The organism is Collinsella bouchesdurhonensis, assembly GCF_900155365.1.
In the GTDB taxonomy this organism is placed as follows: domain Bacteria; phylum Actinomycetota; class Coriobacteriia; order Coriobacteriales; family Coriobacteriaceae; genus Collinsella; species Collinsella bouchesdurhonensis.
In genome coordinates this window covers 255046-270995 of record NZ_LT699742.1, presented here as the reverse complement: position 1 = coordinate 270995, position 15950 = coordinate 255046, and the positions used below count along the sequence as shown (strand labels likewise).

At 56.7% G+C, this 15950-nt stretch carries 16 protein-coding genes and 2 tRNA genes; 2 read left to right on the top strand and 16 right to left on the bottom strand.

Translation table 11 applies throughout. The annotated features are described in order from the left end of the window. Positions 1 to 133: 133 nt before the first annotated feature. The 8 genes from BQ9843_RS06180 to BQ9843_RS06145 form a co-directional block, all read right to left on the bottom strand. A tRNA-Leu gene (locus BQ9843_RS06180) sits at positions 134 to 220 on the bottom strand. A gap of 91 nt (positions 221 to 311) precedes the next feature. Beyond that, a complete protein-coding gene (locus tag BQ9843_RS06175) occupies positions 312 to 692 on the bottom strand; it encodes a VOC family protein (RefSeq protein ID WP_309598674.1) in 381 nt (126 codons plus the stop codon). Between the two features lie 126 nt (positions 693 to 818). Next, entirely contained in the window at positions 819 to 1409 is a 591-nt protein-coding gene (locus BQ9843_RS06170) for a hypothetical protein (RefSeq protein WP_075844316.1), read from the bottom strand. A gap of 141 nt (positions 1410 to 1550) precedes the next feature. Next, a complete protein-coding gene (locus tag BQ9843_RS06165) occupies positions 1551 to 2951 on the bottom strand; it encodes a PTS galactitol transporter subunit IIC (RefSeq protein ID WP_075844315.1) in 1401 nt (466 codons plus the stop codon). Positions 2952 to 3021: 70 nt separating this feature from the next. After that, the gene (locus tag BQ9843_RS06160; RefSeq protein WP_022386774.1) at positions 3022 to 3306 is read right to left on the bottom strand and encodes a PTS sugar transporter subunit IIB; all 285 of its coding nucleotides are present in this window, start codon (positions 3304 to 3306) and stop codon (positions 3022 to 3024) included. A 125-nt stretch (positions 3307 to 3431) separates the two neighbouring features. After that, complete coding sequence (locus BQ9843_RS06155) at positions 3432 to 3953, bottom strand: YjbQ family protein (protein WP_075844314.1); 522 nt, start codon at positions 3951 to 3953, stop codon at positions 3432 to 3434. A 23-nt stretch (positions 3954 to 3976) separates the two neighbouring features. Beyond that, positions 3977 to 4675: a triose-phosphate isomerase gene (locus BQ9843_RS06150; protein WP_022386772.1), complete on the bottom strand. Its 699-nt coding sequence runs from the start codon at positions 4673 to 4675 to the stop codon at positions 3977 to 3979. A gap of 439 nt (positions 4676 to 5114) precedes the next feature. After that, entirely contained in the window at positions 5115 to 5849 is a 735-nt protein-coding gene (locus BQ9843_RS06145; protein ID WP_075844313.1) for a GntR family transcriptional regulator, read from the bottom strand. Positions 5850 to 6006: 157 nt separating this feature from the next. Here BQ9843_RS06145 and BQ9843_RS06140 point away from each other — a divergent pair, with 157 nt between their 5' ends. Then, positions 6007 to 6624, top strand: a complete 618-nt coding sequence (locus tag BQ9843_RS06140; protein WP_075844312.1) for a hypothetical protein — start codon at positions 6007 to 6009, stop codon at positions 6622 to 6624. 226 nt (positions 6625 to 6850) lie between these two features. Here the strand turns inward: BQ9843_RS06140 and BQ9843_RS06135 are convergent. From BQ9843_RS06135 to glmS, 7 genes are all read right to left on the bottom strand, one after another. Next, positions 6851 to 6935, bottom strand: a tRNA-Leu gene (locus tag BQ9843_RS06135). A gap of 17 nt (positions 6936 to 6952) precedes the next feature. Beyond that, on the bottom strand, positions 6953 to 7957 hold the full coding sequence (locus tag BQ9843_RS06130) for a Ppx/GppA phosphatase family protein (RefSeq protein WP_075844311.1): 1005 nt from the start codon (positions 7955 to 7957) through the stop codon (positions 6953 to 6955). 2 nt (positions 7958 to 7959) lie between these two features. Beyond that, positions 7960 to 8787 (bottom strand): FtsB family cell division protein, encoded by an 828-nt coding sequence (locus tag BQ9843_RS08875; protein ID WP_230205621.1) that lies wholly within the window; start codon positions 8785 to 8787, stop codon positions 7960 to 7962. A gap of 91 nt (positions 8788 to 8878) precedes the next feature. Next, positions 8879 to 9454 (bottom strand): TetR/AcrR family transcriptional regulator, encoded by a 576-nt coding sequence (locus BQ9843_RS06120; protein ID WP_075844310.1) that lies wholly within the window; start codon positions 9452 to 9454, stop codon positions 8879 to 8881. A gap of 322 nt (positions 9455 to 9776) precedes the next feature. Then, complete coding sequence (gene mazG, locus BQ9843_RS06115; protein WP_075844309.1) at positions 9777 to 10643, bottom strand: nucleoside triphosphate pyrophosphohydrolase; 867 nt, start codon at positions 10641 to 10643, stop codon at positions 9777 to 9779. A gap of 181 nt (positions 10644 to 10824) precedes the next feature. Then, a complete protein-coding gene (locus tag BQ9843_RS06110; protein ID WP_075844308.1) occupies positions 10825 to 11859 on the bottom strand; it encodes a YeiH family protein in 1035 nt (344 codons plus the stop codon). 204 nt (positions 11860 to 12063) lie between these two features. After that, positions 12064 to 13911 carry a glutamine--fructose-6-phosphate transaminase (isomerizing) gene (gene glmS / locus BQ9843_RS06105; protein ID WP_075844307.1) on the bottom strand — a complete coding sequence of 616 codons (1848 nt, stop codon included), beginning with the start codon at positions 13909 to 13911 and terminating at the stop codon, positions 12064 to 12066. A gap of 190 nt (positions 13912 to 14101) precedes the next feature. On the opposite strand from glmS, the gene BQ9843_RS06100 reads away from it, so the two are divergent. After that, positions 14102 to 15172 (top strand): LacI family DNA-binding transcriptional regulator, encoded by a 1071-nt coding sequence (locus BQ9843_RS06100; protein ID WP_075844306.1) that lies wholly within the window; start codon positions 14102 to 14104, stop codon positions 15170 to 15172. Between the two features lie 26 nt (positions 15173 to 15198). On the opposite strand, the gene BQ9843_RS06095 is transcribed toward BQ9843_RS06100, so the two are convergent. Next, complete coding sequence (locus tag BQ9843_RS06095) at positions 15199 to 15858, bottom strand: HAD family hydrolase (RefSeq protein WP_075844305.1); 660 nt, start codon at positions 15856 to 15858, stop codon at positions 15199 to 15201. Between the last annotated feature and the right edge of the window lie 92 nt (positions 15859 to 15950).

Below are 15950 nucleotides of genomic sequence, written 5' to 3'. Positions count from 1 at the left end.
CGCCCGCTCGCACGCTCGGCTACGGGCAGGCCGCCGGCCTGCCCGCTTCACGCCTCGCGACCTCATCGGTTCAAGTCCGCTCACGGCGCCCTAACAAAAAAGGCCCCCATTGCTGGAAGCCTTAAACATTTGATGGTGCGGGCGAAAGGACTTGAACCTTCACGAGCCGAAGCCCATAGGCACCTGAAGCCTACGCGTCTGCCAATTCCGCCACGCCCGCGTGCTGTTAAATAATACTCGAGCGGAGCGAGCGATTCAAGCTCTTTTTTTTAATTTCTTTCGAACCGTTCGACTCGGATGTCAAAAGTTGCCTACTTGCCCTGAGAAAGATGAATGGCAAAGCCGCCGATCTGGTCCTTGAGGTAAATCAAGAACGTCGAACCATCCTCGTTAAGCACGCGGGATTCCTCGATAAACTCTACGCCGCGTTCACGCAGCCACGCCTCGGCAGCTGCCGTATCGTTTACCGCAAGGCCGATATGGCCGTGCTCGCCGCGTCCATTCTGCTTCATTGTCTCGACCAGCGTGTCCGAGAAAAACGAAATGGGCGTCTCACGCGGGGTCAAACCCAGCAAAAGTTCAAACTGCTTGGCAATACGCTGCGCCTCGTCCGGATCCTTTGCATTGATCCCCACGTGCGCCACGTGCATGTTAAAGAGCTCTACCGGATTACCCTCACCCATCGTTGCCATACTCGATTCTCCCATCTGCGCTCGCACGCGTTGCCTACAAATAAAGCCGCACCAAGCGGCGCGGCTTTAATCTTACGTCAGTTGTAGCGCCATGCGGCATATAAGGGACCAAAAGCCCGCAGAGTTCTAGCGTCCTTGCTTACGAGCGATAACACGAATATTCTCGGGATCGACGCGCTCCTCGGTGGCAAGCAGAAAATCCTTGAGCTCCATTGCGGAGTTGCCGTCCTGGTCAACGCTATCCTCGGTGTCAATAAAATAACGCGCATGAGCCCCGCGACCGCTCCCCGCGTCGTTCTTCTCGGCAATACGCAAGTACAGATGGCCGCTGTTGCCTGCAGAGCGAAGCGAACATTGCTCGAGCCTGTCCAGCGCAAAAACCTTTTTCTGACCAAACGATTCAAAGCTGATGCTCGTAGCATCAAGCTCGATCACGCGCGGATACGCATGGGCCACAAAAGTGTTAAGCAGCGTATAGGCGCACACAACAAGCGCCAGGATGGCAATAGGCGCAAAGAAGCCGATAACCACACAGTAAATGGCGACGCATGCAAAAAAGATGCATGAATATGCGGGGATCAACACGTCAGAACGGTAGCTGCGAGCGTCATAGGTGTACGTCCTCTTCTCCTCGGGAGGCACACCCGCAGCGACGCCAACTTTGAGCACCTTAGGCACAGAAGCGGTCTCAATCTTTTTTTCGGCTTTCTTCGCCATCGTCAAAACTCCTCTAGCGCGCTTGCGTGGGCATTCCAGCATGTGGCGCGACGTCTCGATAAAAGATTGGGGCCCACGAAACTCGTCGTGGGCCCCAAATGATGCTAGCTCATATGCGTCTTGGGCATAGAGGTCGGTGCATTACGCCTGCTCGGCGTGCAGCTCCTTGGCCTCCTTGACGATGCGCATACGGTTCCAGACAGCCATGGCAATAGCAACAACAGCCGGGACGACCAGGCCGATGCCGTCGCCAAGCTGGCCGAGGCGAGTGATGACCCAGGTGAGCGGGTTAGCGCCATCGCAGATGGAGGAGATGGCAGCGGCGCCACCCATGTCGAAGTTCACGTTTGCAGCAGCAGAGGTGATGAGCGGAGCCAGGTCGGTGGCGATGTAGAAACCAACAGCCAGGACGATGATGCCGACGATCAGGCCACGGAAGCCGTTCTCATGAACGATCGGGGTGATGAGCACGAGCATGTAGGGGATGCAGGCGAGGTCGGCCAGAGGCACAACCTGGTTGCCCGGGAGAATGAAGGCCAGGAAGATGGAGACCGGCACGAGGATAAGCGCCATGGTCAGGGTCACGGGGTGACCGGTGCCAACAGCGGAGTCAAGGCCGATGTAGATCTTGCCGCGGTTCTGGAAGTGCTTCTGGATGAAGCTAGAAGCAGCGTCGGAGACGGGCATGAGGCCTTCCATGAGGAGGGCAGCCATCTTCGGGATCAGGACCATGACGGCGCCCATGAAGACGGCCATGGACAGAACGCTCGGGATGGTGGTGCCGTCAGCGGCGGTGCTGGGCAGGAAGCCATAGCCAGCAAGCAAGCCGATAAGCAGGCCGATGATGGCGCCCAGAAGGACGGGCTCACCAAAGACGCCGAACTGCTTCTGCATAGAACGAACGTTGATGTCGATCTTGTTCAGGCCAGGAATCTTGTCGATAACCCAGTTGACGGCGAAGGCGATCGGAGCATAAGCACCGGAGAAACCGTGAGGGATGGAGACGCCGGGGAGGCCGAGGGACTTCTCGACCAGCGGAGCGGTCAGGTCGCCGATGATGAGGACGACAACCTCGTTGATGATAGCGGCGGCGATACCAAAAGCGATGTTGTTGGTAACGATGGCAACGAGAGCGCCGGTGAAGGCGAAGTGCCAGTAGTTCCAGATATCGACGTCAGCGGTCTGGGTGGTGTTGGTGAGCAGCATGAGCACGTTCACGAGCAGGCCCAGAGGAATGATGATGGTGCCCACGATGGAGCCCATGGCGATTGCGGAAGCCGCAGGCCAGCCCACGTCCATGACGCTCAGGGACAGGCTGAAGCGGGTAACCATGGCGTTAACGCCACCGGCAAGGTCGGTACCCATGAGCTGGTTGATGACCAGGTTCAGGCCGATGAAACCGATACCAACGGTCAGGCCGGCCTTAAGGCTCTTGCCAAAGCCGGCGCCGAACAGCACGCCCAGAATGGTGAGCACGATCGGCATAACGACGGAGACGCCTAGGCTGGAGACGCCGCCAAAAAATGCAACAATTGCGTCCATTGAGTAATCTCACTCTCGGATAAGGTGACCGCGTCAGCGGTCAGATGCGATCAGACTCTGATGCCTGGAATTACGCGGAGACGATCTCCACGATCTTCTTCTCTGCATCAGCTTTGCCCATACCCGTCAGGAAGGGCACGCCACTCACATACTCGCAGGTAATGCCTGCGGGAGCGATAGTGGTTGCGACCAGAAGTACAGCGTCGGAGCACTGAGACGGAGCCTCAGCGATGGAGCACTGCACGATGTGGTACTGACCGGAAAGGCCGTTAGCATCCAGGAGGTCGGCAATTTTATGGCCGACAGCCGTGGAGGTTGCGACACCGGAACCACAAGCGACAACGATCTTCTTCATTTACTCTCTCCTTTCGTAAACAAACGATGTTCACATTCTACTACTTCAGCCGGCGCTCGAACTTGCTTCGCTATCGGGCAGTATGCGAAGCGACGCCGGCGAAAAGCCATTGAAAAAGCTAGCGCTTACTCGCCGATAACGCAAACCTTGATTTTGCGGTTGCGCTCACGCGTACGGTCGAAGTCGACGAAGAAAATGCTTGCCAGGCCATTGAGCTGAAGCTCGCCGTTCTCGACCTCGAACGTCTGATTGGAACCGATGAGCGTCGAGCGAAGATGGGCGTCGCCGTTCCACAGCATCCTGCGGTCCATGTTAGGAAGGTACTGCTCGGGGTTGGGCCAAGACTCGACCTCCTCGAAATGGTCGAGACCGGGATAGCGATAGGTGCTCCAGTCGTGCTGCTCGGGGAAGATGCGGTTGAGGCCATCGGAAAGATCGGCCTGCAGGAACGTGTCGCCCGTAGGGGTGTGATCGTGGTCATACTCCTCGGAGAAGACGGCGCAGGTAGTGTGGCAGGAGATAACCGTGACGATGCCCTCCTTGACGCCAGACTCGCGAACGATGTCCTCGACCTCTTTGGTGATGTCCAGGTAGGTGGGCTTACCTTCGAGGGTGGAAACCTTAACGAGACCCTTGTAAACAGTCATGTGCAAATCCTTGTCCGTCTGAATTACTTTGCGAAATCGGTACGTGCGCGGTCGAGTGCCTCGAACATCTCGTCGAGGGTTGCAAACGGATCCTCGGCCGCAACGATACCAGACGTGCCGCCCGTGCCGTCGGCGCCGTACTTGATGGCATCATAGACGTTCTCGCCAGAATGAATGCCCGCAGCCTGGAGCACCTGCGTGGTGGGAGAGACGGCTTTAACGGCCTCGGTGGAAGCGCGCATGTAGTCCTCGCCGGCAACGGTGCCGGTGCCAATAAGGCTCGTGAGCTCGCAAACCATGACGTCGGGCTTCAGAGAGGCGATCATCTCGCCCTCCTCGACGGAATCGGCACACACGACAGTAAGGATGCCAACCTCGTTGGCGCGAGCGATGGTAGCTGCCAGCTCATGCACGGTAGAGGGGTTCTCGGCATGGTTGAGGAAGGTTGCCTTTACGCCAGCGGCGGCAAGTGCCTCGGGCAGAACGTGGCCCATGCCACGACCCGGCTTGAGGCTCTCCATGTACTGGGCGCAAGGTACCAGGTGAGGGCACTCATCGATGATGCGCGGCAGGTCGATGAGCTGCGCGGTGAACAGAACGTCAAAGTCATACTTCTCGGCCAGTTTGTCCGTGTACTTAGCGAGTTTGAGAATGTCCTCGCCATAGAGGTAGGACTTGGGATTGACCACAAAGAACGGCCAACGAAGCTGCTTTTTCTCCATTACATCATCTCCGCTATCGGGTGCTCGCTGCTTGGACGCAAGCACGTTTGATCTGCCAGATGCCCCACTCGGTGCAGATGCATCTGCCGTTTGGAATGATACGGCAACTCGCACTCAAAATGCTATACAAGTTGCCTTCTGCTTGTACATTCTAATGGAGACAAGTTGAGAAAAACGCATTGTTGCGGGCATCTCGCAAACGGTCGTTATCTTCGATGAACGGTGTGTCAAATGGAGCATTTTCTTCAAAGGAGCGATTTTGTCGTTGGTAAAACGTTACACCATTCCACACGCGCTTTGTCCACAACCGTAAATTTGAAGGGTCTGTGACGTTTCGCTGAACATCGTTCAGTTTCAAGCCGTAAGCTCAGCTCTACTTGCTTCAAGCCATTCGAAAGAGCGAAAGTGTGGGAATTAAAAAACGAAAGTGAAACGAACCCTATGACTCAAGGCGCTGATGCGCGGTTCCCACGATGGTCTGACCCGCAGCCAGCATCGTATCGCCCCACTCAATAGCACGGCCGTCATCCAAGAAGATCAGCTGTTCCAGGTTAAGCACGGGCGACACCTCGGACACGCCCATCACGCTTGCCAGATCCTTGCCCGCAGAGCGCGCCGAGTAAGCCATCTGCGAAACAGCGATGTGCGCGCCCGTTGCCTTCTCGACTGCATCGAACAGCGACATCTCTTCTAAGGGCATATCCTCGATGCCAGGACAGACATTCAGCGGCGTCCAGCTGTCCAGCACCATAATCGCCTTACCGCCGGCGCGACGCACGCGGCGAAGCTTTAGGACAGGGTCGCCTTCTTTGATCTGCAAATGCTCCGCAACTTCTGGCGTAGCGCCGATGCGCTCGCGCGAAAGGACCTCGGTCTCAAACGTAATTCCCTGCTGCTGCAGTGAGGCCGCAAACGAAAACGGTCGATCACCGCCAGGATGCGCGATATGCGGCTCGCTCACAAAGGTTCCGCGACCATGCTCTTGCTGCAAAAGACCTTCATCGACGAGCGTTTTGATTGCCTTGCGAACGGTGCCACGGCTTACGTCAAACAAATCCATCAGGCTGTGCTCGGACGGGATGCGCTCCCCCGTTCCCCACTCCTTGGCGAAGATTTTTGATCGGATATAGTTCGAAACCGTGCCATGCAGGGTCTCGCCGTTAGCTTTGCTCAATCTCGAGTCCTTTCTTTGCTGCACCGCAACTATACAACTTATGTACAAGTCAATCTAGATATTTTCGCGAGAGGCCAATCCCGAAATGCCTCGAACGCGGTGCGCGCTATTATGTGTCGAGCTTGGTCTATACAACGGCATCCCCGAGGAGCAGGGCATGAACTTCCGTATCGCCACCTTTATCTTGAGCATCATTTTGATCTGTATGATCTCGTTCAAGGCCATCAAGAAGCGCACAACGTACAAGAAGCTACGTAACTATCTTGCGCGCGAGCAGTATGACGAGTTCTTCAAGCTCATCGATGCTCCGCTCACCAACGCCTTGTATCCCGATTACAACATCAACTACTTCAAGCTCAATGCGTACTTGCTTAAAGAGGATTACGCAAAAGCCAACGAAATCCTCGAGATGCTACTTCGCTACCCGCTCAAGCATCAGCAGCGCGTCGATCTGGTGCTCAAGGCTTTCAACATCTATGTTGGCCAGGGTAAGAAGCAGCAGGCAAAAAGCATGCTCGACGAGATTCTCAATTGGGAAGGCGACGAGTACAAGCCGTACAAGCACGATGCGCTGCTTTCGTACGACATCATGATTCTGAGGAAATCCAACCACATTGGAGAGCTTGAGGCCTTACTCGACAAAACAAGCGGTTCCCAGCGCGGCCGTCTGGAGTACTTCATCGCCGTGCAGTACGAAAACGCCAAGAACATCCAAAAGCGCGACGAATACCTCAAGCGTGCCGCCGAAGACGGATTCCACTACTCCGCCCACTAGCCCAACGTGACAAAAAGTCGACAGGTTTATTTTGTCACATTTTATGAAAAATGCAGGTCAGAGCCCATGTTGGTTCTGGCCTGCTTTCTTATCCAGACCCACGATGTGACAAAAAGTCCTCTGTCTTGTTTTGTCACATTGAGGGACTCCGCCGCCGCTGCGCGCCGGCGCCCCGCTGCGGCGCCCGGTAAAAGAAAAGGTCCCGTCGCCGGGACCCTTGGTAACCTGGTAGGGGCGGAGGGACTCGAACCCTCAATCCTTGCGGCGAGAGATTTTAAGTCTCCTGCGTATGCCAATTCCGCCACGCCCCCTTGTGTGAGTTAGTCTATCACGACAACTCTGGCTTCCAGCCAACAACCGACTTAAAGCCATCATCCCCCTTATGCGCAAGCGCCTCGAACATCGTCGCCGCCATACCGGCGAGCAAGCTGTTCTCGCTCACCGTCAGCTCATCATACCCGCCAGTCTTCATAAGCTCGCGAATGATGACAGCGCCGCCCAAGAGCACCGAAGCTCGCTTTTCCTGAACACCGGGCAGATTTGCAACAGACGCCGCGTCCAAAACACGCATAGCCTCAATACACGCCTCGACATCCTGAATTCCCAGGCGATGCAAATGCACGCGCGAAGAGTCGTAGTGCTCCATGCGCTCAACCATCGCGACGAGCATCGTCACTGTTCCTCCCACGGCGATCAGTCGGTCGGGCCGCTCGGCGGCGCCAGCCCAAAAGGCCCCAAACTGTTCCGCAGCCCATGAGGCAGCACGCTCAACCTCGCCATATTGCGGAGGCAACGCTGAGAAAAACCGCTCGGTAACGCGACGGCAACCGATATTGAGAGATTCGACAGAACTCAACTCAAGCGGCCTGCCCGCCCCGTAGGACCCCAACGCCAGTTCCGTCGACCCGCCGCCAGAATCGGCCACAGCGATAACCTGGCCCTCAAAATCGTGCGCCACACCGTAAAACGTCAGCTTCGCCTCAACCTCACCGGGAATAACCTGCGGACAAAGCCCCAGTCCCCGCAAAGCATCGATAAGCAAGGCCCCGTTCTTGGCATCGCGCGCGGCGCTTGTCAGCGTAGTGCACACGGCATCAGGCTCAAACGCATCCACTTTGCGACAAAACTCGCGGCACACAGAGGTCACCCGCTCGATGGCCGCATCGCAAAGCGAACCCGTCGCGTCCACGCCCTCGCCCAGATTCGTAATAACCGTATGCTTATTCGAATCGACAATGACCCCGTCCTCAACCGTCGCCAAAAGCAGGCGCGAAGAGACGGTTCCCAAATCAATTGACGCGATACGAAAGCGCATCGAAGCAGCATCGCACATGGCTACTCCCCCGAAGTCGAATTACCCGATGAAGACACTTCCTGACCGCCCACGCCAGAATAGAAAAAGACCGTATCGAGAACCTTTATATACCAAGGTGCCTCTGCCGCAACCTCCGCTTCGCGCTTTGCAATCTCAGAAGCCGTGAGCGATGAGCTTGCATCGGAAGAATCGGAAGAAGAATCACCATCGAGTCCCTTAACTTCAAGCTGCTTCTCTCCTGGCATCACAAGACCAAGCTTTGAGCGGGCCTCGTCCTCAATGCCCTCCTTGGAAAGCAGCTTGCTCACATCGGACTGCAAGCTCTTGTTGTACCGCTCGCTCACCTGCAGCTGGCGCGCAAGGATATCCCCCGTACGATAGGCAACGTAGTAGTCACGCATCGGACCATAGAGTCCACCAAGAATTGCCAGAATCACAAGAGCGATAGCCAATGGCTTGGTACGCCCCGTCGTGAATTCATAGATGGCATGGACGACACGATTATCTGCCGCGTATTTCATGAAGTTGGTGCGGGTTGCGCGCGAAGACGATCGCCCGCGCGCGGCGGCGCCGTCTTTCCCGGCCGGCGCAGGAGCAACGTGGCAGTTATGGGAAGGCTCCTTGCCCCTGCGTGCAAAAGCATCCGCATCGGCCAGGGCGACATTGCGTCCGGTTCCCGCAGCCGGATGAGAAGCGCGGTCGGCGGGCGCAGACGAGGCCGCTTGCCGCGAGGGCTCTTTTGTCCTACGGCGCAGGCCGGGGTGGCTAAGTTGCACGGTGCGCACGCGCGACGGCGTGCTGCCGGCAGCCGAATAATGGGCAGACTGATTGTTCGAATAACGATCCATGGGCGCCTTGTACGATTGAAGTGTGTATGCGCTGATTTGTTTTAGTTATACCACGCGAACGCGCGGCAGTTGTGCAGGGCTTGCGGACAGGTTACAGGTCACTTGGACCATACAGGGCAAGCGACAGCACTTCCAGAAAATCGTCGAACACCTCGATATCCGAGCGAAGCGAATCGAAAAGAGAACGCCAGATAACGCGCGCCATCCTGCGGCTGTCCAAGTGCTCAAACACGCCAGAATCGATACGAGGATCGTTGAGCAAAGCGCGCTCGATAACCTCGTAGATATCGTCGAGGCGGACCACCTTCTCTTCACGGATCAATTCGAGCGTTTGCACATCGAGCATCGAGATCTCACGTAGCCAATTGATTTGAAAGCCCGAGAGCAGCGCTTTGAGTTTGGTAAACAGAGCACGGCAGCAATCTAGTGCGCTTTCGCCCGACACGAAATTGCCTTCGCAACTTTTTGAAACAAGGCCCCAGAAACGCAAAACGATTGCCGAAACAAGCGATGCTTTATCGGGAAAATAGTTGTACAGCGTACCCACGGCTACGCCGCATTCGCGCGCAACCGAACGAATGGAGAGGCCGCCTAGGCCATCTTGCTGCGCTCGCGCGTAGGCGACATCGAGAATCTCCGCTTTGGTAATTGCCGGTTTGCCTGCCATACGCTCCCCTTTTCACGAGAAAGTTCGCGTCATTAAAGGTTAACGGTACCGAATCTTGAGCGAGTGCTCTAGCATATTTGACCTGCAATTGGGTTAACGGAGCTCTTTATTCGGTAAAACAAGATGGATACGGGCGCATAACCGGCCCCAAAGCAACGGAGCAAATCTCGATGAACAGCACGTTCCCAAAATATGCCGCAGCAGCTCTGTTTCTTGCCGCAACTTACAGCGTTGTTCGCCCTGCAATTTCCCACAAGCTCAAAAGTTCTTTCAGGATAAGCAGCGAGCAATCACGGCACGGAAAAGTTGAGCAGCCCTGGAGCTACTTCTCATTCCCCGCGATCGCCTTGGCGCCCTCCCACATGTCGTTGAGCTCCTTGACCGAGAGGTCCTCGAGCGAAACGCCCTCATCAAGCGCAGCGCCTTCCATAAGCTCCCAGCGGTGACGGAACTTCATCGTACTTGCACGCAAGGCGCTCTCTGCATCGATCCCCTCTTTGCGCGCCACGTTCACGAGAGCAAAGAGTAGGTCGCCAAACTCCATTGCACGTGCATCCGTCCCCGGCTCCTCGGCCTCGAACTCGGCGCGCTCCTCGGCAACCTTATCCCACACGTCCTCGACGCTTTCCCACTCAAAACCCACGGCAGCAGCCTTCTTTGAAACCTTCTGAGCCTGCATCAAAGCAGGCAGCGAAGTAGGCACGCCGTCAAGCAGGCCCTCGGGTCGCCCATCTTCACGCTCGGCAGAAGCATCGCGGGCGGCCTTCTCCTTGAGCTTGATCTTGTCCCAGATAGCCAGCACCTCATCGGAGTTTTTCGCATCCGCCTCGCCAAACACATGGGGGTGACGACGAATGAGCTTCTCGTTCACACCGCGCACCACGTCGTCGATAGAAAACTCCTCCGCATCGCGCGCGATCTGCGCGTGCAGCACCACCTGCATGAGAACATCGCCCAGCTCTTCGCACAAATGAACAGGGTCGTTCGCCTCGATGCAATCAACCGCCTCGTATGCCTCCTCGATCATGTTCTTAGCAATCGAGGCATGTGTCTGTTTACGATCCCAAGGGCAGCCGTCGGGCTGACGCAAGCGCCAGATGGTATCGACAAAATCCTGGAACGTATCGCCCGCCTGAACGAGCGTCTCGACGTTGCGGCACTCCGGTTGTCCCTGCGATGCCTCTCCCATAGCGTCCTCCTCAAGCGCCGCCATCGGCCCTGCGACGACAGCAACAATAAAAAAACGGCTCGCACCCAGGCCAAAAGCCCCGATGCGAGCCGCAATACGTGACCAGCCCTTATGGTATCCCAAGCAATCTACGGCTATCGCCCAAAAGGCGGCGCGCCACAAGGAACTTGCAGCAAAAACCCTACCAGATGCCCAGCACGTGCTGCATCCCTAAGCCCATGCATGCAATGCCAACCCAGCAGCAAAAGCCGAGCGCGATAGGCTTGCCGCCCTTCTTGACCAGATCGACGATATTGGTGTTAAAGCCCACCGCCGCCATAGCCATAACGATAAAGAACTTGGAAAGCGTCTTGAGCGGCGCCGTGACAGCCGCCGGCAGCGCAAACACAGTAGTAATTACACTTGCAAGAACAAAGAACAGCACAAAGAACGGGAAGATCTTTTTGAGCGAGAAGGTGCTGCCCGCATCTGCGCCCGCCTTTTTTGCCTTATGCATCTGCCAGAAGGCGAGCACAAGCGTGATGGGGATGATGGCGAGCGTGCGCGTAAGCTTGACCACCGCGGCGCTCTCCAGCACGTTGGCACCCGGATGCATGCTGTCCCAGGCGCTTGCCGCCGCCGTCACCGAAGAGGTGTCGTTGACAGCCGTACCCGCAAACAGGCCAAAGCCCTCGTTCGTGAGGCCCAACATGCCGCCGAGCGTGGGGAAAATCAGCGCCGCGATAACGTTGAACAGGAAGATGACCGAGATGGCCTGGGCGATCTCTTCGTCATCCGCATCGATAACCGGAGCCGTTGCGGCAATAGCCGAACCGCCGCAAATGGAGGAGCCTACGCCCACAAGCGTCGCGATCTTCGAGGGAACGCGCATGACACGGCACAGGACAAATGCAATGACGAGCGACGTCGAGATGGTCATGACGATAATGGGCAGAGACTGCGCGCCCTTAGCCAAAATCTCAGAGAGATTCATGCCAAAGCCCAGTAGGATCACGGCATATTGAAGAATCTTCTTTGACGTGAACTTCACGCCGCCCGCAAGCGGTTGACGCGACCCTTCGGGCACCACAAGGGCGAGCACCATGCCCAGCAAGATGGCAAAGACCGGCGCACCCACGACTTCAAGTCGCGTGCCCAAAAACCATGCAGGCACGGCAACGACCAGGCAAAACAAAACGCCTTTCCATTTGTTTTTGAAATCGGTGAGAAACTCCATACGCATTCATCCGTTCTATAAGAGGGATTTAACCCGACTATAGTACGACTAATTTCGCATATTGAAGCGCTCTTTTTAGTCATATGCGCCGCCGATTTTGGAATGAGCCGTTTCCCGGACGGCATCGGGCAAAAGCGCCGCCGCCAATTTCCATAGAACGAGCGGCGGTGAGGCAATACCGATGCCGCGCGCAAGATCGACGCCCTATTCCACCGTGACGCTCTTTGCCAGATTGCGCGGCTGGTCGACATTGCAGCCACGCATGAGAGCCACTTCGCGCGCGAGCAGCTGCAACGGAACACTCGCCGTGATGGCGCTAAAGCAGTCACGCACGGGCGGAATCGAGATGATATGGTCTGCGATCTTTGCGATGTCCTCGTCGCCTTCGGTTGCAAGCGCGATGATCGTGGCCCCGCGGGCCTCGCACTCCTTGAGGTTCGAGACCACTTTATCGTACGTAGGACTTTTGGTAGCCACCGCGATCACGGGGAACCCGGGGTCGATAAGTGCAATGGGTCCATGCTTCATCTCGCCGGCCGCGTAGGCTTCTGCATGCAGGTAGCTCACCTCTTTGAGCTTGAGCGCACCTTCGTAGCTAATGGCCGTACCCATGCCGCGGCCCACAAACAAGGCAGAAGCCGCATCCTTGCAGGCAAGCGCCGCCTCATGAATGGCCGGGCCTTGCGTATCGAGAATATGCTGGATCTGCGCCGCGGTATCGCCCAGCTCATGAAAGAGCATCTTTACCTGACCGGTTTTGAGCTTGCCTTTGGCCTGCGCCAACAAAAGCGAAAGCAGCGACAGGCTCACGATCTGCCCAATAAAGCTCTTGGTAGACGCCACGGCAATCTCTTTATTGGCCTTGGTGTAAATCACGCCGTCGGACTCGCGCGCCACAGGACTACCCACCACATTGGTGATGCCAAAGACTTTTCCGCCCTTGATGCGCGCATCGCGAATCGCCGCCAGGGTATCTGCCGTCTCGCCCGACTGCGACACCGCAACCACGAGCGTCGTGGGGGTGATTATCGGATTGCGATACCTAAACTCGCTCGCCGCCTCGACCTCGCAGGGAATGCGCGCCCAGCCCTCAATCAGGTTTTTAGCAATCAAGCCGGCGTGATAGCTCGTTCCGCATGCAATCACGTAAACGCGGTCGATCAGGTTGAGCTCCTCAAACGAAAGTCCCAGCTCATCGATATCGAGCTCACCCGTGGGCGCTAGGCGTCCAACAAGCGTATCGCGTACGACACGCGGCTGCTCGCATATCTCCTTGAGCATAAAATCGGGATAGCCGCCTTTCTCGGCCATATCGACATCCCAGTCGACATGCGTAACGGCGGGGGTGATAACCGCACCCTCGGCATCGGTGAATTCAATACCCTTAGGGGTTAGCTTTGCAAACTGTCCGTCCTCAAGCACTACAACGTCACGCGTGGCATCGATCAGCGCGACGATATCGGATGCCAAGTAGGCGCCGTCCTGCCCCATGCCCACCACAATAGGAGAATCTTTGCGCGCCACGGCAATAACGTCTGGCTCATCCGCGCAAACCGCCGCAAGACCATAGGCGCCCACCACATGCGTGCAAGCATCACGCACGGCAGCCATCAAATCATGCGTGGCGGCATAGCCCTCCTCAACCAGATGAGCAAATACCTCGGTATCGGTCTCGCTCCTAAAGGTGTGCCCACGCGCCCCCAGCTCCTCGCGAAGCTCGGCAAAATTCTCGATAATGCCGTTATGGACAATGGCGATACGTCCATCGCAACTCACGTGCGGATGCGCGTTCTCAACCGTCGGCCGTCCATGCGTTGCCCAGCGAGTATGACCAATACCGCAGGTAGAGAATGCGTTGTGTTGCCCAAGCTTCTCTGAAAGGCTCGCAACCTTACCAACTTCTCGCACAACGTCGAGCGCACACCCAGCCTCGCCCGTCACCTCTAGCGCCACTCCCGCCGAGTCGTAACCGCGATATTCAAGACGAGCAAGACCGCTCAACAGGATATCGCTCACTTGCCTGCTTCCGGTGTATCCGACGATTCCGCACATATTGCAACCTTTCGGATCAAATGAGTTTGCCGCGCACATTGGTTGCCTATTCTACGCAGAGTGGTGCTCGAATTTAAATACCAACTGGTATGCTTTCTTAAATACCACATAGCGAAGCAATCGTTTTGTAACGAAATCTCCGTGCTACAATCATCTTCAGTAATTGAAACGCATCAATGGGAGAAATGAGATGGCGAATGTAACTATCGGAGACGTCGCACGCGAAGCGGGCGTTGCGCTGGGAACCGTCTCAAATGTTCTCAATCATCCCGAAAAAGTGCGCCCCGAAACAATCCAGCAAGTCACCGAAGCAGTTGACAAGCTGGGGTATGCGCCCAACCAAAGCGCCCGCGTGCTTGCCGGCGGCTCGAGTCGCACCTTTGGCCTCATCCTTCCCCAGCTCAACCATGGTCTTTACCTGCAGATTGCCACAGGAGCCACCGCTCAGGCAACCAAAGAAGGCTACAACCTGCTCATCGCCAGCTGCGTCCAAGACTGTACCCGAATCGGCACTTATCGACGTTATTTTGCAGGCACGCAAATGTCTGGCATGCTTGTGGCAAACCCCACAACAGAGCTGGGCGTCATCGCCAACCACGACCCCATCCCCACCGTCTATCTTGATATTTGGAGCGAACGCCCCGGAGATTATATCTGCGCAGACAACGCCGCCGAGGGACGCTTGATGGCAGAGCATCTAATAAACCTTGGCGTCGAGCGCATCGCGATCATCGGGTGCCCATCCACCCAAAAGCTGCGTGCCCGTGCCAAGGGAATCCATGCTGCCGAGATGCTCTATCCCCATGTTGAATTTGATTTTACCGAGACAGGCGACGCCAACAAACCCGAAGACGGCGCGTCTGCCGTAGCCGACCTCATGGCACAGCCCAGCAGCCTTCGCCCGCAAGCCATCATCGCCTTAAGCGACATGCTGGCAGCGGGAGCCGTGCGGGGCGCCGAAAACTTAGGACTGCGCGTTCCCAACGACCTGTTGGTATGCGGATGCGATGGCAATCCGCTTGCCTGGAGCTGCGGCGTCGAACTGACCACCTGTGCCCCCATTGGCTACGAGCTTGGCAGGCGCGGCATCAAGCACCTTGTTGAGCGCATCGCACTTGCAAAAAGCGACCCAGAACAAGCCGCAAAACACGAAAAAGAGCATCGCCAAGATCTGGTGAGGCCATTTGTCTTGGCACGCGAGAGCACCGGCGCCGAACACCAAAAGAACTCCTCGCAGCTCGACCTCGGCCTCTATCTCTAGGCGCGCGGCCTAGGCGCGGATCTCGTTTACGCCAAAAGCCCCAGCTCAACCAGCTTGGGTTCGACATCGCTCAAGGCTGGAACCACAGCCTCCGCGAGTTTGGCGATCTCCTTCGTCGGATTGTTGATATCGGGAACCATGATGGTATGCATACCCGCCGCATGGCCCGCGCGCACGCCGTTGAAGGAATCCTCCACCACAACGCAGCTGGCGGGGTCAACGCCCAAGCGCGAGGCGGCAAGCAGGAAGATATCCGGCTCGGGCTTGCTGCGATTGAGCTCGTCACCGCAGGTGAACACATCAAAATAAGGGGTAAGCCCAAAGCGATCGAACTTCTCGTGCGCCTGAATGGTACGCGTGGACGTAGCTACCGCCAGCTTGAGTCCGCGAGCATGAAGATTCTCTACGACCTCTCGAGCGCCAGGCTTGAGGTCGAGCATCGTGGAATAAAGCTCGTCCTCAATCACCTTATGATCCTCGAACATCTCGTTGGCAATGCGTTCGCTGCCCACGTGCTCGGTGAGCGTACCCATGCAGGCATCGCGCGTCATGCCGATAAATCCGTGCAGCATCGCCAGGGGAATCTCGAATCCAAAACGTTTTGCCGAGCGGTTCCACGCAATGATGGCGATCCTCTCGCTGTCGATAAGCGTTCCATCCATGTCAAAAATCACGGCTTTAATCATGCATTCCCCCCGCATACAATGTAAGCTCTTAGCCTGCGTTCCCACCGTTCTCCATTTTGCCAGAGACGATGCGCCACATTGGGTACGATAGC